The organism is Pseudomonas sp. MPR-R2A5 (genome assembly GCF_058793055.1).
This window is the reverse complement of sequence record NZ_JBXAFK010000013.1, coordinates 1-22,387: the sequence shown is the minus strand read 5'-3', so window position 1 is coordinate 22,387 and position 22,387 is coordinate 1. Positions and strand designations below refer to the sequence as shown.

The 22,387-nt window shown below is 61.7% G+C and carries 20 protein-coding genes; 8 read left to right on the top strand and 12 right to left on the bottom strand.

All coding sequences use genetic code 11. From position 1 onward, the window contains the following. Nucleotides 1-118: 118 nt before the first annotated feature. Nucleotides 119-2,056 (top strand): RecQ family ATP-dependent DNA helicase, encoded by a 1,938-nt coding sequence (locus AC1Q6I_RS11945; RefSeq protein ID WP_102625257.1) that lies wholly within the window; start codon nt 119-121, stop codon nt 2,054-2,056. A 23-nt stretch (nt 2,057-2,079) separates the two neighbouring features. Continuing rightward, the gene (locus tag AC1Q6I_RS11940; protein ID WP_024072814.1) at nt 2,080-2,511 is read left to right on the top strand and encodes an acyl-CoA thioesterase; all 432 of its coding nucleotides are present in this window, start codon (nt 2,080-2,082) and stop codon (nt 2,509-2,511) included. 73 nt (nt 2,512-2,584) lie between these two features. Here AC1Q6I_RS11940 and AC1Q6I_RS11935 read toward each other — a convergent pair whose 3' ends face one another. From AC1Q6I_RS11935 to AC1Q6I_RS11920, 4 genes are all read right to left on the bottom strand, one after another. Continuing rightward, entirely contained in the window at nt 2,585-3,061 is a 477-nt protein-coding gene (locus AC1Q6I_RS11935) for a glycine zipper domain-containing protein (RefSeq protein ID WP_017848563.1), read from the bottom strand. 203 nt (nt 3,062-3,264) lie between these two features. After that, on the bottom strand, nt 3,265-5,613 hold the full coding sequence (locus tag AC1Q6I_RS11930; RefSeq protein WP_024072815.1) for an FdhF/YdeP family oxidoreductase: 2,349 nt from the start codon (nt 5,611-5,613) through the stop codon (nt 3,265-3,267). Then, nucleotides 5,610-6,449, bottom strand: a complete 840-nt coding sequence (fdhD, locus tag AC1Q6I_RS11925; RefSeq protein ID WP_024072816.1) for a formate dehydrogenase accessory sulfurtransferase FdhD — start codon at nt 6,447-6,449, stop codon at nt 5,610-5,612. Before fdhD ends, AC1Q6I_RS11930 begins: the two co-directional genes overlap by 4 nt. A 97-nt stretch (nt 6,450-6,546) precedes the next feature. After that, a complete protein-coding gene (locus AC1Q6I_RS11920; protein ID WP_024072817.1) occupies nt 6,547-7,434 on the bottom strand; it encodes a LysR family transcriptional regulator in 888 nt (295 codons plus the stop codon). Between the two features lie 132 nt (nt 7,435-7,566). On the opposite strand from AC1Q6I_RS11920, the gene lysM reads away from it, so the two are divergent. Further along, the gene (lysM, locus tag AC1Q6I_RS11915; protein WP_024072818.1) at nt 7,567-8,007 is read left to right on the top strand and encodes a peptidoglycan-binding protein LysM; all 441 of its coding nucleotides are present in this window, start codon (nt 7,567-7,569) and stop codon (nt 8,005-8,007) included. Nucleotides 8,008-8,055: 48 nt separating this feature from the next. On the opposite strand, the gene yrfG is transcribed toward lysM, so the two are convergent. After that, on the bottom strand, nt 8,056-8,718 hold the full coding sequence (gene yrfG / locus AC1Q6I_RS11910; RefSeq protein WP_069075030.1) for a GMP/IMP nucleotidase: 663 nt from the start codon (nt 8,716-8,718) through the stop codon (nt 8,056-8,058). A gap of 87 nt (nt 8,719-8,805) precedes the next feature. On the opposite strand from yrfG, the gene nudE reads away from it, so the two are divergent. After that, nucleotides 8,806-9,372 carry an ADP compounds hydrolase NudE gene (gene nudE / locus AC1Q6I_RS11905; RefSeq protein ID WP_024072820.1) on the top strand — a complete coding sequence of 189 codons (567 nt, stop codon included), beginning with the start codon at nt 8,806-8,808 and terminating at the stop codon, nt 9,370-9,372. Then, entirely contained in the window at nt 9,369-10,205 is an 837-nt protein-coding gene (gene cysQ, locus AC1Q6I_RS11900; protein ID WP_024072821.1) for a 3'(2'),5'-bisphosphate nucleotidase CysQ, read from the top strand. The genes nudE and cysQ overlap by 4 nt, the downstream gene beginning before the upstream one ends. 81 nt (nt 10,206-10,286) lie before the next feature. On the opposite strand, the gene AC1Q6I_RS11895 is transcribed toward cysQ, so the two are convergent. Genes AC1Q6I_RS11895 through rfbB form a run of 7 tightly spaced genes read right to left on the bottom strand, consistent with a single transcriptional unit; the run spans nt 10,287 to nt 17,373 of the window. Then, nucleotides 10,287-10,742 (bottom strand): YiiD C-terminal domain-containing protein, encoded by a 456-nt coding sequence (locus tag AC1Q6I_RS11895; protein WP_041161075.1) that lies wholly within the window; start codon nt 10,740-10,742, stop codon nt 10,287-10,289. Between the two features lie 26 nt (nt 10,743-10,768). Continuing rightward, on the bottom strand, nt 10,769-12,154 hold the full coding sequence (locus tag AC1Q6I_RS11890) for a sigma-54-dependent transcriptional regulator (RefSeq protein WP_024072823.1): 1,386 nt from the start codon (nt 12,152-12,154) through the stop codon (nt 10,769-10,771). Then, entirely contained in the window at nt 12,151-13,959 is a 1,809-nt protein-coding gene (locus tag AC1Q6I_RS11885) for a sensor histidine kinase (protein ID WP_069075029.1), read from the bottom strand. The genes AC1Q6I_RS11890 and AC1Q6I_RS11885 overlap by 4 nt, the downstream gene beginning before the upstream one ends. Nucleotides 13,960-13,995: 36 nt before the next feature. Beyond that, on the bottom strand, nt 13,996-14,877 hold the full coding sequence (gene rfbD, locus AC1Q6I_RS11880) for a dTDP-4-dehydrorhamnose reductase (RefSeq protein WP_102625258.1): 882 nt from the start codon (nt 14,875-14,877) through the stop codon (nt 13,996-13,998). Next, nucleotides 14,874-15,422, bottom strand: coding sequence for a dTDP-4-dehydrorhamnose 3,5-epimerase (rfbC, locus tag AC1Q6I_RS11875; protein ID WP_024072826.1), 549 nt, complete (start codon nt 15,420-15,422; stop codon nt 14,874-14,876). Before rfbC ends, rfbD begins: the two co-directional genes overlap by 4 nt. Then, nucleotides 15,419-16,294: a glucose-1-phosphate thymidylyltransferase RfbA gene (gene rfbA / locus AC1Q6I_RS11870; RefSeq protein ID WP_024072827.1), complete on the bottom strand. Its 876-nt coding sequence runs from the start codon at nt 16,292-16,294 to the stop codon at nt 15,419-15,421. The genes rfbC and rfbA overlap by 4 nt, the downstream gene beginning before the upstream one ends. After that, complete coding sequence (gene rfbB / locus AC1Q6I_RS11865) at nt 16,291-17,373, bottom strand: dTDP-glucose 4,6-dehydratase (protein ID WP_102625259.1); 1,083 nt, start codon at nt 17,371-17,373, stop codon at nt 16,291-16,293. Before rfbB ends, rfbA begins: the two co-directional genes overlap by 4 nt. Nucleotides 17,374-17,524: 151 nt before the next feature. Here rfbB and AC1Q6I_RS11860 point away from each other — a divergent pair, with 151 nt between their 5' ends. The 3 genes from AC1Q6I_RS11860 to AC1Q6I_RS11850 all read left to right on the top strand — a co-directional run bounded on the left by AC1Q6I_RS11860 (nt 17,525) and on the right by AC1Q6I_RS11850 (nt 22,113). Further along, on the top strand, nt 17,525-20,434 hold the full coding sequence (locus AC1Q6I_RS11860) for an aminotransferase (protein ID WP_102625260.1): 2,910 nt from the start codon (nt 17,525-17,527) through the stop codon (nt 20,432-20,434). 122 nt (nt 20,435-20,556) lie between these two features. Further along, entirely contained in the window at nt 20,557-21,663 is a 1,107-nt protein-coding gene (aguA, locus tag AC1Q6I_RS11855) for an agmatine deiminase (protein ID WP_102625261.1), read from the top strand. Between the two features lie 234 nt (nt 21,664-21,897). Next, nucleotides 21,898-22,113, top strand: a complete 216-nt coding sequence (locus AC1Q6I_RS11850) for a hypothetical protein (protein ID WP_024072831.1) — start codon at nt 21,898-21,900, stop codon at nt 22,111-22,113. Nucleotides 22,114-22,387 lie beyond the last annotated feature (274 nt).

The following is a 22,387-nucleotide window of genomic DNA, read 5'->3' as shown; positions in this document are numbered from 1 at the left end:
GCCATTGCTGCACCCTGTGTATCATCCTGTCTCTTTTTTCCTCACGACCTTTCTCGATTCGCTGAATATCCCAGGCTATGTTTTTGAGCCACCTTCAGCGGTCAATGGAGTGACAGCTATGCACGACACCCTCCAGCAGGTCTTTGGTTATCCACAGTTTCGTTCGGGCCAGGAAGAAACCGTCAGCGCCGTACTGGCCGGGCGTTCGGCCGCGGCGATTTTCCCTACCGGGTCGGGAAAGTCCCTGTGTTACCAGCTGTCGGCGGTATTGCTGCCGCACCTGACGTTGGTAGTGTCGCCGTTGCTGGCGCTGATGCAGGACCAGTTGGGGTTCCTGCAACGCCATGGCATTTCGGCCGGCAGTATCGATTCGGCCCAGAGCCGCGATGACGCCAACGATGTGATGGCGCGTGCGCGTTCGGGCGAGTTGAAAATCCTGATGATTTCCGTGGAGCGTTTGAAGAACGAGCGCTTTCGCAACTTTCTGCAAAGCGTGCCGATCTCGTTGCTGGTGGTGGACGAAGCGCACTGTATTTCCGAATGGGGTCACAACTTTCGTCCGGACTATCTGAAGCTGCCGGACTACCAGTGCCAGTTCAATATCCCACAAGCGCTGCTGTTGACTGCCACGGCCACGCCCAAGGTGATTGCTGACATGCAGGCCAAGTTCGCCATTGCCCCAGGCGACGTGGTCACCACAGGCTTCTACCGGCCCAACCTCAACCTGCTGGTGGAGCCGGTAGCGGGCGCAGACAAGCGTCGGCGGTTGGTGCAGTGGATGGGCGAACGCGCCAACCAGCCGAGCATCGTCTACGTCACCTTGCAGAAAACCGCCGAGCAGATTGCCGAGCACCTGAACCGCAACGGCATCCAGGCCGAGGCGTATCACGCGGGTTTGCCCCACGATAAGCGCGAGGGCATCCAACAGCGCTTCATGGGGGGACGCTCCAATTGCATCGTCGCCACCATTGCGTTTGGCATGGGGATCGACAAGAGCGACATTCGCAATGTGGTGCACTTCGACCTGCCCAAGTCCATCGAGAACTACAGCCAGGAAATCGGCCGCGCGGGGCGCGATGGCCAGCCGTCCGATTGCCTGGTACTGGCCAACCGCGACAGCCTCAATGTGCTGGAGAACTTTGTGTATGGCGACACGCCCGAGCAGGAGGGGATTCGCCGTGTACTGGAAGAGTTGCAGGCGGTACGCAGCGATGGGCAGTGGGAGTTCCTGCTGCGTTCACTGTCGGACCACAGCAACATCCGCGAGCTGCCGCTCAAGACGTTGCTGGTCCAGCTGGAGCTCAAGGGCGTGATCGCCCCGCGCTATGCGTTTTATGCCGAGTACCGCTTCAAGTACCTGATAGAGCCCGACGCCTTGCTGGCGCGTTTTTCCGGCGAGCGCCAGCAGTTTGTCGCGGCGATCGTCCAGGTGTGCAAACGTGCGAAAACCTGGGCGACGGTGGATTTCGACGCGCTGTATCAACAGCACAATGCCGAGCGCAATCGGGTGGTGAAGGCGCTGGATTACTTCCAGGAACAGGGCCTGATCGAGCTGGAAAGCAAGCAGATGACTGAGGTCTATAGCCTGCTCAATACCGACTTTGATCCACAGGCACTGAGTGCTGAGTTATACACAGGCTTCAAGCAGCACGAGGTGGGAGAAGTTGCACGGATTCACGCCATGCTCGACCTGTTTGCCACCGATCATTGCCTGGGGCAACGCCTCGCCCAGTATTTTGGTGATGAGAATGCGCCGCAGCGTTGCGGGCATTGTTCGGTGTGCCACGGTCATGTCGCGCATTTGCCGGCGCCGCCGAGCCTGCCGCCGCTTGTGGATAAAAACTTCATGGGACTGTGCGGTGATTTTATCCACAGGCATCATGAGCACACCGGTCACTTGCCTGGTGCGGAGCGGCTGACGCGCTTCCTGGGCGGTATCAGCGTGCCGTTGTTCACCAAGTTGAAGGCACGGGGCATTCCGGGGTTTGCAGCGCTGGAAGACTACCCCTACGCCGAAGTGCGCGAATGGGCAGCAGCCCATTTGAATGATCTGTAAACCCACTTTCATGAGGTGTGCCCATGCCCGACTCAACGCCCCAACGCGCCGATTACCGTCACTTCCAGCCGATCATCACGCGCTGGCACGACAACGACGTGTATGGCCATGTGAACAACGTGACCTACTACAGCTTCTTTGACACGGCGGTGAATACCTACCTGATCGAGCAGGGCGGGTTGGATATTCACGATGGCGAAGTGGTGGGGTTCGTGGTGAGTTCGGCGTGTGACTACTTTGCGTCGATCGCCTTTCCCGACCGTATAGAAATCGGCCTGCGGGTAGGCAAGTTGGGCAACAGTTCAGTGCAGTATGAGTTGGCGGTGTTCAAGGCGGGCGAAGAGGAGGCCTGTGCGGCGGGACGCTTCGTGCATGTGTTCGTGGATCGTGGGTCGAACCAGCCGGTGACGATTCCGGGGCGATTACGCGAAGCGTTGCAGGGGTTGGTGGCCTGACTTTGCATGGAAACCCATGTGGAAGGGAGCAAGCGCCCTCCCACAGTGTTTCTTCGATGTTCTCTAGACCTGATCAATCACGGTAGTGATGTTTGTTCTTGCGATGCCCATAGGCATGGCCACGGCCAGGATGACCATCCCGGTAGTAGCGACGGTCGTCACGGCCACGATAACGGCGGTCGTCGTCATCGCTCTTGTTGCCCATGTAGTTGCCCAGTGCGCCACCCGCGCCGCCGCCGGCAGCTGCGCCGATCAGGCTGCCGGTGGTGCCGCCCATGCTGCGGCCTACCACGTTGCCGCCGGCTGCGCCCAGAGCGCCGCCAATAGCGGCTTCGCCGCGGCTGCGTTTGTCGGCGCCCACCGCGCTGCCGCCCGCACCGCCCAGGGCTGCGCCAATGGCCGAACCGGTGTTACCGCCGACCTGCTGGCCCACAACCGAACCGAGTACCCCGCCCAATGCGCCGCCCACACCGGCTTCGGTGGTGCCGCCGGCCATGGCTGCGCCACTGACCAGGCCAAGGGACAACAAGAGAATCGAGGAGAACTTCATAGAGAGACCTCAAGAGGATGACGGCGCGATCCTGAGGCTGTATCGACATTGTGACAATAGAAATCCGACCAGTAACACGAGTTGTGCACAATTCCATAAGTTACTGTTTTAGCAGGGGAACTTAAGTAATTTTTGTGGGTCTTTAGCTACTTCGGAACGGCCGCTTTTATGCAAAAGCGGCCTTTTTTGTGTCCGGATTCTAGTCAGGCCGAGCGGGCCATGATCAGCCCACTGTCACTTGCCGCTTCCAAACGAATCGCCACGAACTTCGACGTTGGCGTATGGCTGCCATCCCCCGTGCTTTCCAGCGGCACCAGCGGGTTCACTTCCGGGTAGTAGGCCGCTGCCTGCCCCGCCGGAATATCAAACGCCAGCAAGGTAAAGCCTTTCACCCTGCGCTCCCGACCGTCCTCCCACAACGACACGATGTCAGCCTTCTGCCCCGGCTTGAAACCCAGGCGGATGATGTCGGCTTCGTTGACGAACAGCACGTCACGCTGGCCTTTCACCCCGCGATAGCGGTCATCCAGGCCATATATGGTGGTGTTGTACTGATCGTGGGAACGCATGGATTGCATGATCAGGTCTGGCACGCGACCGGTGGCGTGGGTGCGTTCGTGGATCAGGTCTGCGGGCAGGATATTCGGGCGGAAGTTGGCGCGACCCGACGGTGTGTTCCAGCGACGCGCACCGGCGGAATTACCGAGGTAGAAGCCACCCGGGTGCTTGAGGCGTTCGTTGAAGTCCTTGAAGCCTGGGATGGTATCGGCGATCAGGTCGCGAATGCGGCTGTAGTCGCCCACCAGCCAGTTCCAGTCCACCGGCTTGCTGCCCAGGGTGGCGGCGGCGATGCCGGCGAGGATGGCCGGCTCGGATTTCATCAGTTTCGACAGCGGCTGCAATTGGCCGTTGGAGTCGTGGACCATGCTGAACGAGTCTTCCACGGTCACGGCCTGCGGGCCTTCGGCCTGGATATCGATGTCGGTACGGCCCAGGCACGGCAGGATCAGTGCGTCTTTGCCGTGGGTCAGGTGGCTGCGGTTGAGCTTGGTGCTGATCTGTACGGTCAGGTCGCAATTGCGCAGTGCTTCGAAGGTGCGCGGGCTGTCCGGCGTGGCTTGGGCGAAGTTGCCGCCCAGGCCGATGAACACCTTGGAGCGACCTTCGAGCATGGCGTGAATCGCTTCCACCACGTTGTGGCCGTTGGTACGTGGCACCTGAAACTGGAAGCGGCGTTCCAGGGCGTCGAGGAACGCCACCGGTGGGCGTTCGTTGATGCCCATGGTGCGGTCGCCCTGCACGTTGCTGTGACCGCGCACCGGGCACAGGCCGGCGCCCGGGCGGCCAATGTTGCCGCGCAACAGCATCAGGTTGGCGATCTCCTGGATGGTCGGCACCGAATGGCGGTGCTGGGTAATGCCCATCGCCCAGCACATGATCACGTTCTTGCCTTTGGCGTACATGCGCGCCGCTTGCTCGATCTCGACCAGGGGCAAGCCGGACTGCGCGACGATTTCATCCCAGGAGGTGTCGTCGATCTGGCCCAGGTAATCGAGCACGTTGGTCGTGTGCTCGTTGAGGAAGTCGTGGTCGAACACCGCTTCCTTGCCTTCAGCCTGGGCCTGGCGCTCCCACAGCAGCAGGAATTTGGCCATGCCACGCAGGATGGCCATGTCGCCCCCCAGCGCCGGGCGGAAGTAGGCGGTATTGGTTGGCTTGTCACCGTTGGTGAGCATTTCCAGCGGGTGCTGCGGATGCTGGAAGCGTTCCAGGCCGCGCTCTTTCAGCGGGTTGATGCACACCACCTGGGCGCCGCGTTTCACGGCCTCACGCAGCGGTTCGAGCATGCGTGGGTGGTTGGTGCCGGGGTTCTGGCCCCAGACGAAAATCGCGTCGGCATGTTCAAAGTCGTCAAAGGTCACGGTGCCTTTGCCGACGCCTACACTTTGCGCCAAGGCCACGCCGCTGGCTTCGTGGCACATGTTCGAGCAATCCGGGAAGTTGTTGGTGCCGTAGGCGCGTACAAACAATTGATACAGGTACGCCGCTTCGTTGCTGGCACGGCCGGAAGTATAAAACTCGGCCATATCAGGGCTGGGCAGTGCGTTGAGGTGCTTGCCGATCAGGTCGAACGCTGCGTCCCAACTGATGGGTTTGTAGCGGTCGGTCTCGGCGTCATAGCGCACCGGTTCGGTCAGGCGGCCCTGGTATTCCAGCCAATAGTCGCTTTGTTCCAGCAGCGCGGTGACGCTGTGCTTGGCGAAGAATGCAGCGTCGACACGGCGCTTGGTGGCTTCCCAGTTGACGGCCTTGGCGCCGTTTTCGCAGAACTTGACCATGCCGCTTTCCGGCGAGTCGCCCCAGGCGCAGCCCGGGCAGTCGAAGCCGCCGTTCTGGTTGGTCTTGAGCATCATGCGGATGTTTTTCAGCGCGTTGTCGCTGGTCAGCCACGCCTGCGCCACGCTGATCAACGCGCCCCAGCCACCCGCCGGGCCTTTGTAGGGCTTGTAGCGCGGGGTTGGGGTTTGGTCGGCTTGGTGGTGATTGCTCATGGCTGGTACTCCATCGCAGGGCTATAGACCCGCGGCGCACTTTTCTGCGGCAGGTGGATGAGGTTGAGGTTGTGCCGGCGCGCCCATTGCAGGGCCAGGCCGGTGGGCGACGACAGGCTGACCAGGGTCTGGATGCCCGCGCGCAGGACTTTCTGGATCAATTCGAGGCTGCAACGGCTGGTGACAATTGCCAGGCCACCCGCTGTCGGGATCTTTTGGCGGATCAGGGCGCCGATCAACTTATCCAGGGCGTTATGCCGGCCAATGTCTTCGCGGCCCAGCAACAGTTCGCCCTGATTGTTCATAAACACGGCCGCGTGCACGGCGCCACTGTATTGGCCCAAAGGCTGGAAGGCGCTGATGCGTTGGCGCAGGCCGTCGAGCCATGCGGCGGGCGGCAAGGGGGCGCCGGGCAGCACTTGGAGGTCTGGCAGTGCCTGTTCCACGGCTTCCACGCCACACAAACCGCAGCCGCTGGTGCCCGCCAATTGGCGACGCTGCTGCTTGAGGTTCCAAAACGCGCGGCTGGAGATTTGGACTTGAGCGTATTGAGTGGCGCCCGAGCCGCTGAGTTTCAGGTCATAAATGTCGCCAACGTCGGTAATAATGCCGCTACCCATGCTGAACCCGACAATAAAGTCTTCCAGGTCAGTGGGCGTCACCAGCATGACTGCCTGGCTGATGTCGTTATAGGCAATTGCCAGCGCCACTTCTTCCGCCAATGCCGTGCTGGCGGCCTCTGTGTGTTCGAGGTTGCAGAACTGGTAGCTCTGGCTGGCGGCGGGCGCGGACGTTTCAGGGGCGGGCGCCGCGCAGACTGGGCGCTTGGCGTTCATGGGGCAGTACCACCGGCGGATTGATCAGTGTCTAGACTAGGCGCGACAAAGCGTCGCGTCTAATTGCCAGTACTGATCTGCCGATAGATGACGTCGATCAATGCTCTGCCAGCAATTTCTGGTACAGCGCAAAACAGGCTTCCGCCAGCGCCGAACGGGGCGCGCTGCGACGCATGATCAGCCCCAGGCGCGCGAGGGTGTGGGCGTCTTCGATCGGTTGCAGGCGCAAGTGCTCGGTGAGCGCATCCAGGCCACCGTCCAAGGGCATTACCGCGCAGCACAGCCCGCCGTGTACCGCTTGTAACAACTGATGGACGGCATCGGTTTGCAACAGCGGCTGCGGGTGCAGGCCCCGGCTGTGGAAGTTGTGGTCGATGGACTGGCGAAAGTGCATGCCGCTGGTGAGCATGCCCAGGGGCAGTTCGATCAACGCTTCCCAGCTCAGCGGCGTGTCGCCGAAGCTGAAATAGCGCTGGTCGTAGAGCAGGCCCATGCGGGTTTCGCCGAGCGCCAGGGAGTCGAAGCGTTCATTGTCCAGGCGCTCCAGGTACGACACGCCGAGGTCCAGGCGATTGCTCGCCAGTTGTTCCAGAATCTGTTCGGAGCTAAGGGCCGAAAGCTCAAAGCGCAGGCTCGGGTGTTCCTTGTGCAGTTGCTGCATCAACGCCAACGGATCGAAGCTCGACAGCGGCACCACCCCCAGGCGCAACGTACCGACGAGGTTGCCACGACAGGCCGCCGCTTCGGCCTGCAAGCCGTCATACGCTGCCAGCACCGTGCGCGCCCAGGCCAGTACTCGCTCGCCGGGGGCGGTAAAGCCCTCGAAGCGCTGGCCACGATTGACCAGCGGCAGGTCCAGTTCTTCTTCCAGGCTGCGCAGGCGCATCGACAGGGTCGGCTGGGTGATATGGCAACGCGCTGCTGCCTGGCCGAAGTGACGGGTCTCGTCGAGGGCGATGAGGAATTTCAGCTGCTTGATGTCCATCTTCGCTCCAGGGCTTATTCCAATGGCGGGGGGATTCTAGCGCGTTTGGGTCTTTGGTCGGGCTGGAACCCAAGTCTTCGGGGCTGGTCTAGTCTTGGGCATCTGGAAATCAACTATCAAGGAGAGCGCACTATGAGTCTTTTTAGCTTTGTTAAGGAAGCCGGCGAGAAGTTGGTCAAGCTGTTGACGCCGGGCAACGCCAATGCCAGTGATGATCTGAAAAAGCACATTGAAGAAGTCGGGCTGGGTAATCCGGATGTTCACGCCACTGTCGAGGGTGACAAGGTCACGCTTACAGGGACCGTGGCCAGTCAGGAAGAGAAAGAAAAAATCATTCTGGCGGCCGGCAACATTGCCGGTGTGGCCAGTGTGGATGACCAGATCACCGTAACCGGCCCGGTAGTTGCCGCCGCCCGTTTCGTCGTGGTGAAAAAGGGCGACACCCTCAGCGCGATTTCCCTGGCGGTTTACGGCAAGGCCAGCCGGTACAACGATATCTTCGAGGCCAACAAGCCGCTGTTGTCTCATCCAGACAAGATTTACCCAGGGCAGACGCTGCGTATTCCTGAGTAATTCACAAAGTAAAAATGTGGGAGGGGGCTTGCTCCCTCCCACAAGGGGTCAAAGTCCGACAATAAGGTCCCGGTAATCCTCGACTGCGGCAAATTCCCCAGTGTCCTTGGGCCCTTTTTGGCTGTCCGGCTCTTTCACCGCCAGCAAATGCCCCACGCCAAATTTCTGGGCGCTGCGCAGGATCGGCAACGTGTCGTCGATAAACAGGCTGCGCGCCGGGTCGAACCGGATATCGGCTTGCAAGGCATCCCAGAACTGCGGGTTTTCCTTGGCGAAACCGTAGTCGTGGGAGCTGATCAATCGCTCGAAATACGGCGCCAACTCAATGCGTTCCAACTTCAATGACAGCGAGTCACGATGAGCGTTGGTGATCAGGATCACCCGTTTTCCGGCCTGCTTGATCGCCGCCAGAAAGGTATCGGCACCTGGGCGCAGGGCGATCAGGTGGGCGGTTTCCAGCTTGAGCTCGCGCACCGGAATGTTCAGTTCGGTGCTCCAGAAATCCAGGCAATACCATTGCAACTGTCCGGCGTTACGCTCGAACAGCGGCTGCAACTCCATCTCGGCCATGGCCCGACTCACACCATGCAACTGGGCGTAGCGCTGAGGCAGGTGTTCCATCCAGAAATGGTTGTCGTAATGCAGGTCGAGCAGGGTGCCGTCCATGTCCAGCAGGACAGTGTCGATGGCGTGCCAGGGCAAAGAGGGCATGGGGCGGTCTCATGTAAGTAAAGATATCCGACACAGACAATCGGAAAAGCCACGGTATAGTAACCCGATCACGCCAAGGAGCCGCTTATGCGCCAGAAACCCACCGTCCTCGCCCGCGAAATAGTCGCCAGTAGCCGTTTGTTCCGCGTGGAGGAAGTGCAATTGCGCTTTTCCAATGGCGTTGAACGCACCTACGAGCGCCTGGTGGGACGTGGTGCCGGGTACGGCGCGGTGATGATCGTGGCAATGATCGACGCCGACCACGCGCTGCTGGTGGAAGAGTACTGCGGTGGCACCGACGAATACGAGCTGTCCTTGCCCAAGGGGCTGATCGAGCCCGGCGAGGACGTGCTGGCGGCGGCGGACCGCGAGCTCAAGGAGGAAGCCGGTTATGGCGCCCGCCAGTTGGAGCACCTCACTGAGCTGTCACTGTCCCCCGGCTATATGAGCCAGAAAATCCAGGTGGTGCTGGCCACCGACCTCTATGAAGAACGCCTGGAAGGTGATGAACCTGAACCGATGCGCGTGGACAGGGTCAACCTGCGCGAGTTGTCGCAACTGGCGCAAAATGAGCAGTTCAGCGAAGGCCGCGCGCTGGCTGCGTTGTATCTGGTACGAGACCTGTTGACCCAGCGAGGAGCGTTTAGCGCATGAGCGAACTGTTTTTAGGCCACCCGTTTATCGCCCCTGTGATCGAACTGGCTCGCCAGGCGGGTGAAGTCATCCTGCCGTACTGGCGCGCCGAAGTGGCGGTGACGTCCAAGGCTGACGATTCGCCGGTGACGGCCGCGGACCTGGCCGCCCATCACCTGATTCTCGCCGGTTTGACAGCCCTGGACCCGAGTATCCCGGTGTTGTCCGAAGAAGACGCCGATATCGACCAGAGCGTACGCGCCGGCTGGCAGCGGTGGTGGCTGGTGGACCCGCTGGATGGCACCAAGGAATTTATCGCCGGCAGTGAAGAATTTACCGTCAACATTGCGTTGATCGAACAGGGCCGTGTGATATTTGGCGTGGTATCCATGCCCACCAACGGCCGGTGCTACTTCGGCGGCGCAGGGCTTGGCGCGTGGCGTTCGGACGTGAATGAAGCGCCCAGGCAGATCCAGGTACGCGAGACTCCGGCGGCGGGTGAAGCCTTCACCGTGGTTGCCAGCCGTCGGCATACCAGCCCAGAGCAGGAGCGTTTGCTCAATGGCTTGAGCGAAGGGGTGGGGGAGTTGAAGCTGGCGAATATCGGCAGTTCGTTGAAATTCTGCCTATTGGCCGAAGGCAGCGCCGATTGCTATCCGCGCCTGGCGCCGACCTCGCAGTGGGATACCGCTGCGGCGCAGGGTGTATTGGAAGGGGCGGGCGGCGAGGTACTGGAGTTGAGTGGCGAGCCGTTCAGCTACCCGGCGCGGGCATCGTTGTTGAACCCCTTCTTCCTGGCGTTACCGGCGAAGGCGGCGTGGCGTGAACGCTTGCTGACTTTGGCAAGATCTTAAAACCAGCGCAGATCAAAATGTGGGAGGGGCGGTGCGACGATTCGACTTGCCCCCTCCCACATTGGTTTTGTGTGATGGCTTTCAGCGGTGCAGGACGTACTGGCCGGTGAAAGTCACTGCCAGCTCTTCACTGCCCTCATTTACGATCCACGTGTCCAACGTCAACCGCGCCCGGCCATAGCGCTTGTAGGTGGCTAAAAAGCGCTTCCACACCTTCTCCTCCGGCGCCGCGCAAATGGCGGTCGCGTCTTGCGTCACGGGCAGCGGATAGCTGATCTGCCCTTCCTGAATCACGATATGCCCGTCTTCAATCCCTTCCTCGCGCAGTTGCAGGTGCAGCCAGCCCCAACCCGCCAGCACCGCGCCGCAATAGAGGCTGCCACCGAACATGGTGCTCTTGTGGTTGATATTGGCTTGCAAGGGCAGGTGCAATCGCAGTTGGCCGTGTTGCCAGTCGAGCACCTTGAGGCCCATTTCACGGGTCAGGGGGATGTCATGGTGGAGGATGGATTCCAGGTAACGGCTGTCGCGGCTCATGGCGGCCTCTTGGTGAGTGGGCAGGGTCATTCGTCGTCAGCGCCTTGGTTGCTGCTGTCGGCGAAGTTCAGGCCGTGCTTGCGAAGTTTGTCGTGCAAGGTCTTGCGCGGTACGCCCAGGGCTTCGGCGAGGCTGCGCAGGGAACTGTGGGGGCGGGTCAGTTCGGCGGCGATCAGGCTTTTTTCGAACTGCTCGACCTGTTCGCTCAAGCCGCCCGGGGTCGAGGTCAGCACACCGGTTACCGGATTGTCCGGGGTGTTATCCAGCGCCAACTCCAGGCCGAGGGCGAAGCGTTCTGCGGCGTTCTGCAGTTCGCGCACATTGCCCGGCCAGTTGTGGCGCAACAGCAACGCACGTTGGCCTGGTTGCAGCTCGTGCAGTGGCAGGCCGTGGCGGCTGCTGGCTTCGTCGGCAAAGTGCTGGAACAGCATCAGTGCGTCTTCGCCCCGTTCGCGCAGCGGCGGAATGCGCAACGGTGCGACGTTGAGGCGGTAGTACAAGTCGGCACGGAAGCGGCCCTGGTCGGCGGCCTGGCGCAAGTCTTCCTTGGTGGCCGCGATGATGCGGATATCCAGCGGGATCAACTGATTGCCGCCAAGGCGTTCGACCACGCGTTCCTGTAACAGGCGCAGCAGTTTGACCTGCACATCCAGGCTCATGCTTTCGATTTCATCAAGGAACAGCGTGCCGCCATTGGCGAATTCGAACTTGCCGATACGGCGCTTCTGCGCCCCGGTAAACGCGCCGGGCTCATGGCCAAACAGTTCGCTTTCCACCACCGACTCCGCCAGCGCCCCGGCGTTGATCGCCACGAATGGCCCGCTGCGCCGGTTCGACAGGTCGTGCAGCGCACGGGCCACTACTTCCTTGCCGGCCCCGGTTTCACCCAGGATCAGTACATCGGCGCGGGTCGCTGCCAGTGCGCCGATCTGTTCGCGCAGGCGCAGCATTTGGGGCGAGTGCCCGACCAGGCGTGTGCTCAGTTGCTGGCGATCGCTGAGGGCCAGGCGCAGGCTGCGGTTGTCCAGGACCAGGCGACGCAGGGCCAGGGCGCGGCGCACGCTGTCAAGCAGGGCGTCGCTGGCGAAGGGTTTTTCGAGGAAGTCGTAGGCACCCGCGCGCATGGCTTGCACCGCCAACGGCACGTCGCCGTGGCCGGTGATCAGCAGCACCGGCAGCTCCGGGTCCTGGCCGTGCAGTTCGGCGAGCAGCTCCAGGCCGTCCATGCCGGGCATGCGGATATCGCTGACCACGACCCCCGGCCAATCCCGCGACAAACGCGCGGTGAGGCCGGTGGCTTCGCCCAGGGGCAGGACCTTCAGCCCGGCCAGGTCCAGGGTCTGGCACAGGGCCTGACGCAAGTGTGGATCGTCGTCGATCAACACCACCTGAATCTGGTTATCGATACTCATACACTGCGGTCCTCGGACGGTTGCAGACTGACGCCCGGCGAGCCGGCACGCAATTTCAAGGTTAACAGCGCGCCGCCTTCCTTGTGGTTGGCAAACAGCAGCTCGCCGCCAAAGGCGCGCATCAGCGTGTCACAGATGGCCAGGCCCAACCCCAGGCCCTGGGTGCGGGTCTTGGTGGTGTAGAACGGCTCGCTGGCGCGGCCCAGTGCTTCCATGCAAAAGCCTGGGCCATTATCGCGAATGTACAGGTTGACGCCCTGTTCGGTGGTTTGGGCACTCAGCCAGAGTTTGCGCGGCGGGCCTTTTTCGGTCAGGGCGTCGAGGGCGTTGGCCAGCAGGTTGCCCAGCACCTGGCGCAGGCGCGTTTCGCCGGCTTCTACCCACAAGGTTGCCTCGGGCAAATCGCGGATCAGTTCGACTTCCATCGAGCGCCGTCGCTTGGCCAGCAACGCCAGGGCGTCGTCCAGCGCCGGTTGCAGGGCGACGCTTTCCGGCGCGTGCCGATCGCGGCGGGCGAACGCACGCAGGTGGGCGATGATCGAGGCCATGCGCCCGGTCAGTTCGCTGATCAGCTTGAGATTGCCGCGCGCATCGTTGGTGCGTTCATGGTCGAGGAGGATTTCGGCGTTTTCGGCATAGCTGCGAATCGCCGCCAGGGGTTGGTTGAGTTCGTGGCTGATACTCGCCGACATGGTGCCCAGTGCCGACAGTTTGCCCGCTTGCACCAAATCATCCTGGGCGCGCACCAGTTCCTGCTGGGCGTGTTCGCGTTCCAGTACCTCCTGTTTCAGGCGGCGGTTGAGCCCTTCCAGGTCGCTGGTCCTCTCGACCACGCGCATCTCCAGCTCGCGACGGGCCTTGGCTTCAAAGGCGATGCGCTCCAGGTAATGACGGCGGCGCTGCATCATCAGCCCCAGCAGCAACATCAATACCAGCAGTGTGGCGCCACCTACGGCCACTACCGTGCGCACCGGGCGGTTGATCAGTGAGCGTGGCGCGAGGATTTCCACGTTCCAGCCGGTCTCGGCGATCGCAGTGGATTGGCGCAACCATGCCGTGGAACTCAGGGTCAGCGGTTGCGGGTCGCGGGTCGGGTAGGGCTGGATGGCGATGATGGCCTGGCGCTCTTCATCGGTCAGCGGCCGGGTGGCGCGGAATCGCCATTGCGGGCGCGACGTGAGGATCACCACGCCGTTATGGTCGGTTACCAATAGTTGTTCGGGGGTGTTGCCCCACAGGCTTTCGGTGTGGTCCAGGTCGACCTTGACCACCAGCACGCCGATGATTTTTTCGCCATTGCGCACGGCGGCGGCGAAGAAGTAACCGCGCTTGGCCGAGGTGGTACCCAGGCCGAAGAACCGCCCCAGCCGCCCGGCCATGGCTTCGCTGAAATACGGGCGGAACGAAAAGTTGCGCCCGACGAAGCTGTCCTGCTTGTCCCAATTGGACGCGGCAAGGGTCTTGCCGGTGGTGTCCATCAGGTACATCACTTCCACCCCGGCCTGGGCGGCGACGTCCTTGAGCAGCAGGTTGGCGTTGACCAGGTTGGTGCTGACGTCCGGTGCCTCCAGCGCGGTGCGCAAGGCCGGCAAGTCACCGAGGATTTGCGGCAGCACCTCGTAGCGGTGCAGCGTGCCCAGCAGGTTGGCGACGTAGAGGTCGAGGGTCTGGCGGTTCTGCCCGGCCAGTTCGCTGCGGTAATAACGCTCGGCCAGGTGCTCCAGCGGCCACAGCAGCGGCGCCAGGCACAGCGCCAGCAGGGCGAGGCTGCGCCAGCGGGGTCTTCGCGGGAGAGGTGGAGTCATGGGTGTCGTGCGCCTGTGGGTACAGGCGCATTATGCCTAGTGCTGCTCGGCAAGACACTCGCGCAATGCGTCTTGCCACTGTGGCTGGCCAACCTGCCACTGCTGGCGCAGGCGGCTGCAATCGAGGCGCGAGTTCAGGGGGCGCTTGGCCGGCGTCGGGTAGGCGCTGGAAGGGATCGCTTCCAGCTCGGCGCAGGGTTTGCCCGCAGCACGCAGATGCTCGCCAATCGCCTGGGCGAAGCCGAACCATGACGTCTCGCCCTGGGCGGTCAGGTGATAGATGCCCCAATCGCCCGCCTGGCCGGCCTGCCAGCGCTCGATCAACGTGCGGGTGCTGTTGGCGATGGTACCGGCCCAGGTCGGAGCGCCGATCTGGTCGGCGACGATGCGCATCTGCGGTTTCTCTTGCAGCAGGCGTTGCATGGTCAGCAGGAAGTTCTTGCCGTGGCTGGAATAGACCCAACTGGTGCGCAGGATCAGGTATTGGCCACCCACGGCGGCGATCGCCTGCTCACCGGCCAGCTTGCTTTGGCCATACACACCCAGTGGGTTCGGCACATCGGCTTCGGTGTAGGGCGCAGGTTTACTGCCGTCGAACACGTAGTCGGTGGAGTAATGGATCAGCGGGATGCCCAGGGCCTTGGCTTCCTCGGCGAGGATGCCGGGAGCGATGGCGTTGATGGCGAAAGCCGCGTCCGGTTCGCTTTCGGCCTGATCGACCGCGGTGTGCGCTGCGGCGTTGATGATCAGGCCGGGGCGATGGGCACGTACCTGCTGTCGAATCTGCTCGACGTTGGCCAGGTCAAGCTGGTCGCGGCCCAGCACGATGAGTTCGCCCAGGCCCTGGAGCTTTTGTTGCAGCGCCAGGGAGACCTGGCCGTGTTGGCCGGTGATGAGGATTTTTAAAGGGCGGCTCATGGGAACAGGTCTGCATCTTCCAGACTTTTGCCTTGCTGATCCTTGGCGGACAAGGTCGGAGTGCCGTTCAGTTGCCAATCGATATTGAGCTTCGGATCATCCCAACGAATGCAGCGCTCCGCGGAGGGTGTGTAGTAGTCGGTAGTTTTGTAGAGGAACTCGGCGTAATCGCTCAGTACTACAAAGCCATGGGCGAACCCCTGTGGAATCCACAGTTGGCGATTATTGTCGGCGGATAAATGCACACTGGCCCACTTACCGAAATGAGGTGAGCTACGACGGATATCCACCGCGACATCCAGGACTTCGCCAGCTGTCACACGTACCAACTTCCCCTGGGCGTGCTCAATTTGATAATGCAGGCCCCTTAGCACACCTTTTTGCGAGCGTGAATGATTGTCCTGGACAAACTGTTGCTGCTGCAGGCCCGTGGCCTGGGCAAAATCCCGGGCATTGAAACTTTCGTAGAAGAAGCCGCGTTCGTCGCCAAAAACCTTCGGCTCGATGATCAATACACCGGGCAACTCAGTGGCGGTTACATTCATGGAGCATCCCCAGCCAGCGTGTACAGGTATTGGCCATAGCCGGTCTTGCCGAAATACTGCGCACGCTCCAGCAGGTAATCGCGGTCGATCCAGCCATTTTCGTAGGCGATTTCTTCCAGGCACGCCACTTTCAGCCCCTGGCGATGCTCGATGGTCTGCACATAGGTCGACGCTTCGAGCAGGCTGTCATGGGTCCCTGTGTCGAGCCAGGCAAAGCCACGGCCGAAGCGCTCGACATGCAGGTCGCCGCGCTTGAGGTAAGCGTTGTTGACGTCGGTAATCTCCAGCTCGCCACGGAGTGAAGGCTTGACCGCCTTGGCGATGCTGATCACGTCGTTGTCATAGAAATACAGGCCGGTCACCGCGTACGACGACTTGGGCTTGGCCGGTTTTTCTTCGATGGACAGGGCGCGGCCGTCTTTGTCGAAGTCGATCACCCCGAAACGCTCCGGGTCCTTGACCCAGTAGCCGAATACGGTAGCCCCGGAGGGGCGCTCGGCCGCGGTACGCAGCTGGTCGCCAAAATGCTGGCCGTGGAAGATGTTGTCACCCAGGATCAGGCAGACCGGATCATCGCCGATGAACTCTTCACCGATGATGAACGCTTGGGCCAGGCCATCTGGCGAGGGTTGCTCCGCATAGCTGAAGCGTACGCCAAACTGGCTGCCATCCCCCAGCAGGTTGCGGTATTGCGGCAGGTCGACCGGTGTAGAAATCACCAGGATGTCCTTGATTCCCGCCAGCATCAGCACCGAGATCGGGTAGTAGATCATCGGTTTGTCATACACCGGCAACAGCTGCTTGGACACCCCCAGGGTAATGGGGTGCAAACGGGTGCCGGAGCCCCCGGCCAATACGATTCCCTTCATCATGCAATCAGATCCTTGAAGTCAGTGTTGCCCAATCGTTCGCCCTGATAACTGCCGTCCTGGACCCTGCGGCACCACTCCAGGTTGTCGAGGTACCACTGCACGGTCTTGCGCAGCCCGCTTTCAAAGGTTTCCTGTGGGACCCAGCCCAGCTCGCGTTCGATCTTGCTGGCGTCGATCGCATAGCGCTGGTCGTGGCCGGGGCGATCCTTGACGAAGGTGATCAGGTCGGTGAATTGCTCGACGCCGGCCGGGCGTTGCGGCGCCAGCTCTTCGAGCAGGGCGCAGATGCCGCGCACCACGTCGATGTTTTTCTGCTCGTTATGCCCGCCAATGTTGTAGGTCTCGCCGACCACACCCTCGGTCACCACCTTGAGCAATGCGCGGGCGTGGTCTTCTACGAACAGCCAGTCGCGCACCTGCAAGCCATCGCCATAGACCGGCAACGGCTTGCCCGCCAGGGCATTGAGGATCACCAGGGGGATCAGCTTTTCCGGGAAGTGGAACGGCCCATAGTTGTTCGAACAATTGGTCAGCAACACCGGCAGCCCATAGGTTCGCTGCCAGGCGCGCACCAGGTGGTCGGACGCAGCCTTGCTGGCCGAGTAGGGCGAGCTGGGCGCGTAGGGCGTGGTTTCGGTGAACAGGTCGTCCACGCCATGCAGGTCGCCATACACTTCGTCGGTGGAGATGTGATGGAAGCGGAACGCGCGCTTGGCGGGTTCGTCGAGCTTTTGCCAATAGGCGCGGGCGGCCTCCAGCAGGCTGTAGGTGCCGACGATATTGGTCTGGATAAAATCCGACGGGCCATCGATGGAGCGGTCGACATGGGACTCGGCCGCCAGGTGCATGATCGCCTGCGGCTCGAAGCGCGCGAGCACGGCGCTGACGGTGGCCTGGTCGACGATATCGGCCTGTACGAACTCATAGCGGCTGTTGGACGCGATGCTGGTCAGCGACTCCAGGTTGCCGGCGTAGGTGAGTTTGTCCAGGTTGAGCACTTCGTGCTCGGTGTGCTGGATCAGGTGGCGGATCAGGGCGGAGCCGATAAAACCAGCGCCGCCGGTGATGAGAATGCGCATGTCGGGGGGCCTTTTCCTTAGACGGACATTAAGCAAATGGAGCATAGCTTGAGTGGTGGAGCAGGTCGGCGCAAGCGTGCCGTGTGCTGGGGGTTGCGTTAGCCCCTTAACAATGGCGATATAGACGCCTAAAAAAACCGAGGTCGTCACAATGTTGCTCGCCACGTTGATCCATCGCGCCAGCCTACCTTGCCCGCAAGTGGACCCCGATCAGGCGGCACACCTGCTTGAGCAGCATTACGGCCTCACCGGCACCCTGCAGGCGCTGGGCAGCCAGCAAGACCTCAACTACAAGGTCGACAGCGACCGTGGCCGCTTTGTTCTGAAAATCTGCCGGGGTGACTACGCTGCTGTTGAGTTGCAGGCCCAGCACGCGGCCCTCAACAACCTGCAGGCCCATGTGCAGATGCAGGTACCTCAGGTCATCAAGGCGCACACCGGTGAAGAGTTGCTCACCGTTGCGGTGGGTGGACAAAACCTGCACCTGCGGTTGCTGGACTACATCGACGGACAGCCCCTGACCCATCTCCCCCATCTGGGCCGCGATGTCATTGCAGGCTTCGGCGCATTGTGCGGGCGAATGAGCCTGGCCCTGGCCGATTTCCAGCACCCAGGCCTGGACCGCACCTTGCAATGGGACCCGCGCCACGCCCAGGAGCTGATCACCCACCTGTTGGCAACCCTGCAAAACCCGCCCCATCGCGCCCTCTTGGAGCAGGTGGCCGAACAGGTTGGCGCGCGCCTGCGCGACCTGGCCGATCACCTGCCCTGGCAAGCGGTGCACATGGACATCACCGATGACAACGTCATGTGGCAACGGGATGCCCAGCGGCACTGGCAGATCCAGGGGGTGATCGACTTCGGCGACCTGGTGCACACCTGGCGCATCGCCGATTTGTCGGTGACGTGTGCCGCGCTGCTGCACCATGCTGAAAGCGATCCCTTTGCCATCCTCCCGGCCATCCGTGCGTTCCATGCGGTCAACCCCTTACAGCGCGAAGAACTGCAGGCCCTGTGGCCACTGATTGTCGCCCGCGCGGCGGTGCTGGTGCTGAGCAGCGAACAGCAGCAACGCCTGGATCCGAATAACAGCTACCTGCTGAAAAACGCCGAGCATGAGTGGGAAATCTTCCATGTGGCAATGTCGGTGCCCTTTGAACTAATGGAAGCGGCGATTCTGAGCAGTGTCGGGGAGACGCCGGCGCCGTTGGCCGACCAGAACTTCGCCCCTTTGTTGCCAGGGTTGGTGGGCCAGGAATTCGCGCTGATTGACCTGGGTGTGCTCAGCCCGCATTTCGAAGCGGGCAATTGGGAACAGCCCGGCATCGATCGCCGATTACTGGATGAAGCGGCCACCGTGCACGGGTTGGCCGCCAGCCGCTATGGGCAATATCGGCTGTCGCGCACCCGTCCCGACAGCGCCGTTGAGCCTGAGACGTTCCCGCTGCATGTTGAACTGCACTTGCCCCATGGCACCGTGTTGGAGGCGCCCTTTGGCGGCACGTTGCGCAAGGGCGCCGACGGTCTGCTGAGCCTGCATGACGGTCCGCTGAGCCTGCGTCTGTGGGGGGTGAAAACCGCATTGAACCCCGGCGCGGTGCTGGTGGAAGGGCAAATAATCGGCGAAGTCCATGCCCCGCTGATGGTGCAGGTATGCCGCGCGGACATCGAGCCGCCGCTGTTCTGCGCGCCCTCCCGGGTACCAGCGTGGCAAGCGCTTTGCCCGTCACCGGCGACGCTGCTTGGCCTGGCCTGTGACGCTGAGCCGGAACTGGACCCCGAGGCCCTGCTGGCCCGGCGCGACGCCAGTTTCGCCCGTTCGCAGAAGCATTATTACGTCGACCCGCCGCGCATCGAACGCGGCTGGCGCAACCATCTGATCGACATGCAGGGCCGTTCCTACCTCGACATGCTCAACAACGTGGCCGTGCTCGGCCACGGCCACCCCCGTATGGCGGCCGTGGCGGCTCGGCAATGGTCATTGCTCAACACCAACTCGCGGTTCCACTACGCGGCGATTGCCGAGTTTTCCGAGCGCTTGCTGGCGCTGGCGCCGGAGGGTATGGACCGGGTGTTCCTGGTCAACAGCGGCACCGAGGCCAATGACCTGGCCATTCGCCTGGCCTGGGCCTACAGCGGCGGGCGCGACATGCTCAGCGTGCTGGAGGCTTACCACGGGTGGTCGGTGGCGGCGGATGCGGTGTCCACCTCGATCGCTGACAACCCCAAGGCCCTGAGCAGCCGCCCGGATTGGGTACACCCGGTGACTGCGCCGAATACCTATCGCGGTGAGTTCCGCGGACCAGACAGTGCGCCGGATTATGTCCGCAGTGTGGAGCACAACCTGGCGAAAATCGCCGCGAGCCAGCGCCAACTGGCTGGCTTCATTTGTGAGCCGGTGTACGGCAATGCCGGCGGTATTTCCCTGCCTCCGGGCTATCTGCAGCAGGTGTATGCGCGGGTGCGTGCCCAGGGCGGCGTATGCATTGCCGATGAAGTGCAGGTGGGCTATGGGCGCATGGGGCATTTCTTCTGGGGCTTTGAAGAGCAGGGTGTTGTGCCGGACATCATCACCATGGCCAAGGGCATGGGGAACGGTCAGCCCTTGGGGGCGGTGATCACTCGGCGCGAGATTGCCGAAGCGCTGGAAGCCGAGGGGTATTTCTTTTCGTCGTCGGGGGGCAGCCCGGTCAGTTGCCGGATCGGCATGGCGGTGCTGGATGTGATGGAAGAAGAAAAGCTGTGGGAAAACGCCCAGGTCGTGGGCGGGCATTTCAAGGCGCGGCTGCAAGCACTGATCGACCGTCATCCGTTGGTCGGCGCCGTGCATGGCTCCGGTTTCTACTTGGGGCTGGAGCTGGTGCGGGATCGACACACCCTGGAGCCCGCCACCGAAGAGACCGCGCTGTTGTGCGAGCGTCTGCGGGAACTTGGGATTTTCATGCAGCCGACCGGTGACTACCTGAACATCCTCAAGATCAAGCCGCCGATGGTCACCTCCAAACGCAGCGTGGACTTCTTTGTCGACATGCTGTCGAAGGCGTTGAATGAACAAGCGTAAATAATCGATTGTTATCGGTTATTTGCTGTCATATTTATCGCCTATGATTGCAGTCCGCTGTTAAAGCCGATTTTTATCCGTTATAAAGTCGGCCTTCACCCCCATTCGGAGCCCTGATTGCCATGACCACCCTGCACAGCACACCTCGCGCCGATGGCTTTTATATGCCCGCCGAATGGGCGCCCCAGACCCAAACCTGGATGATCTGGCCCGAACGCCCGGACAACTGGCGCCTGGGTGGTAAACCGGCGCAGGCCGCTCACGTGGCGGTGGCCAAGGCTATCGCGCGGTTTGAACCGGTGACGGTCGCGGTGTCTGCCGGCCAGTACGAAAACGCCCGCGCCCGCCTGGACGTGCCGAATATCCGCGTGGTGGAAATGTCCAGTGACGACGCCTGGGTGCGCGACACCGGCCCGACGTTTGTGATCAACAACACCGGCGAAGTGCGTGGCGTGAACTGGGATTTCAACGCCTGGGGTGGTTTTGATGGTGGCCTGTATGCGCCGTGGAACCGTGACTCGCAGGTGGGCGGCAAGATCCTCGAGATCGAACGCGCGCCGCGTTACCGCACCGAAGGGTTCGTGCTGGAAGGCGGTTCGATCCACGTCGACGGCGAAGGCACTCTGATCACCACCGAAGAATGCCTGCTCAACCGCAATCGCAACCCGCACCTCGACCGTGCGGCTATCGAAGCGGTGCTCAGTGCCAACCTGGCGGTGGATAAGATCATCTGGTTGCCGGATGGCCTGTTCAATGACGAAACCGACGGCCATGTGGATAACTTCTGTTGCTATGTGCGCCCGGGCGAAGTGTTGCTGGCCTGGACCGACGACCCGCAAGACCCGAACTACGCCCGTTGCCACGCAGCCATGGACGTCCTGCAAAGCAGCACTGACGCCCAGGGCCGCTCGTTCACAGTGCACAAAATGCCGATTCCGGGCCCGCTGTATGCCACCGAGGAAGAGTGTGCCGGCGTGGACCCGATGGATGGCACCCAGGAGCGTAATCCGAGCGTGCGGTTGGCCGGTTCCTATGTCAACTTCCTGATCGTCAACGGCGGCATCATCGCCCCGAGCTTTGACGACCCGTTGGACAGCCAGGCCAAGGCCATCCTGCAGAGCCTGTTCCCGCAGCACGAAGTGGTGATGGTGCCGGGCCGCGAACTGTTACTGGGTGGCGGTAATATCCATTGCCTGACCCAACAACAGCCGGCCCCGCACAAAAACTGAGTGCAGTTGTAACAGCGCCTCAACGGCGACCGGGCACTACTCGGTTCCAGCGCTCGCAGCAAGCCCGCGGCCCCGCAAGGCCGTGGGCTTTTTTGTGTCTGAATACCTATAAATCCGGGACATTGGCATAGCTCTTGTATTGGTGTTGTCACAGTAGCCAAGGCTGATGACTGCGCAGTTCTGTCATAAACCTTGAGTAAGTTAGCCGCTCACGCAGTAGGAGAGAGCGCTGAAATGAATGCCAACATCAACCCAATGAATACGCGCACGTTTCACCCCTTGCGGGTCAACGGTGACGCCATCCATGCGCTGGCGCTCTGGTTGAAGGCAAACGGTTCGCGACAGCTCAGGCAGCAGCCGGATTTGCACAGTGTGATGAGTGAACGCTACCCGGCGGGGTTGTTCAGTGACGATGAGATGCAGGTGTTGTGCGAGTTACTGAATAACTGACGTGCCCGCCTTCAACATGTGGACGCGGGCTGTTGTGGCGAGCGGGCCTGTTGTGGCGAGCGGGCTTGCCCCGCGTTGGGCTGCGCAGCAGCCCCAAACCCTCCCCCGGAACTGACTGACACACTGCAGCGTTCTCATTAGGGCTCCTGCGCAGCCCAACGCGGGGCAAGCCCTAATGCCGTTCAGTTAAGAGTACATCGCCTTCTGTAGGAGCGAGCTTGCTCGCGAAAAACTCACAGGCGCCGCGTTGATTCAGGAAACACGCGTTATCGTT

Coding starts and splice junctions, on each gene's coding strand:
- aguA (WP_102625261.1), top strand. CDS start 20,557: ATGACCACCCTGCACAGCACACCTCGCGCCGATGGCTTTTATATGCCC.
- AC1Q6I_RS11935 (WP_017848563.1), bottom strand. CDS start 3,061: ATGAAGTTCTCCTCGATTCTCTTGTTGTCCCTTGGCCTGGTCAGTGGC.
- AC1Q6I_RS11885 (WP_069075029.1), bottom strand. CDS start 13,959: ATGACTCCACCTCTCCCGCGAAGACCCCGCTGGCGCAGCCTCGCCCTG.
- rfbC (WP_024072826.1), bottom strand. CDS start 15,422: ATGAATGTAACCGCCACTGAGTTGCCCGGTGTATTGATCATCGAGCCG.
- rfbA (WP_024072827.1), bottom strand. CDS start 16,294: ATGATGAAGGGAATCGTATTGGCCGGGGGCTCCGGCACCCGTTTGCAC.
- AC1Q6I_RS11890 (WP_024072823.1), bottom strand. CDS start 12,154: ATGAGTATCGATAACCAGATTCAGGTGGTGTTGATCGACGACGATCCA.
- AC1Q6I_RS11945 (WP_102625257.1), top strand. CDS start 119: ATGCACGACACCCTCCAGCAGGTCTTTGGTTATCCACAGTTTCGTTCG.
- nudE (WP_024072820.1), top strand. CDS start 8,806: ATGCGCCAGAAACCCACCGTCCTCGCCCGCGAAATAGTCGCCAGTAGC.
- fdhD (WP_024072816.1), bottom strand. CDS start 6,449: ATGAACGCCAAGCGCCCAGTCTGCGCGGCGCCCGCCCCTGAAACGTCC.
- AC1Q6I_RS11850 (WP_024072831.1), top strand. CDS start 21,898: ATGAATGCCAACATCAACCCAATGAATACGCGCACGTTTCACCCCTTG.
- AC1Q6I_RS11895 (WP_041161075.1), bottom strand. CDS start 10,742: ATGAGCCGCGACAGCCGTTACCTGGAATCCATCCTCCACCATGACATC.
- AC1Q6I_RS11860 (WP_102625260.1), top strand. CDS start 17,525: ATGTTGCTCGCCACGTTGATCCATCGCGCCAGCCTACCTTGCCCGCAA.
- yrfG (WP_069075030.1), bottom strand. CDS start 8,718: ATGCCCTCTTTGCCCTGGCACGCCATCGACACTGTCCTGCTGGACATG.
- cysQ (WP_024072821.1), top strand. CDS start 9,369: ATGAGCGAACTGTTTTTAGGCCACCCGTTTATCGCCCCTGTGATCGAA.
- AC1Q6I_RS11930 (WP_024072815.1), bottom strand. CDS start 5,613: ATGAGCAATCACCACCAAGCCGACCAAACCCCAACCCCGCGCTACAAG.
- AC1Q6I_RS11940 (WP_024072814.1), top strand. CDS start 2,080: ATGCCCGACTCAACGCCCCAACGCGCCGATTACCGTCACTTCCAGCCG.
- AC1Q6I_RS11920 (WP_024072817.1), bottom strand. CDS start 7,434: ATGGACATCAAGCAGCTGAAATTCCTCATCGCCCTCGACGAGACCCGT.
- rfbD (WP_102625258.1), bottom strand. CDS start 14,877: ATGAGCCGCCCTTTAAAAATCCTCATCACCGGCCAACACGGCCAGGTC.
- rfbB (WP_102625259.1), bottom strand. CDS start 17,373: ATGCGCATTCTCATCACCGGCGGCGCTGGTTTTATCGGCTCCGCCCTG.
- lysM (WP_024072818.1), top strand. CDS start 7,567: ATGAGTCTTTTTAGCTTTGTTAAGGAAGCCGGCGAGAAGTTGGTCAAG.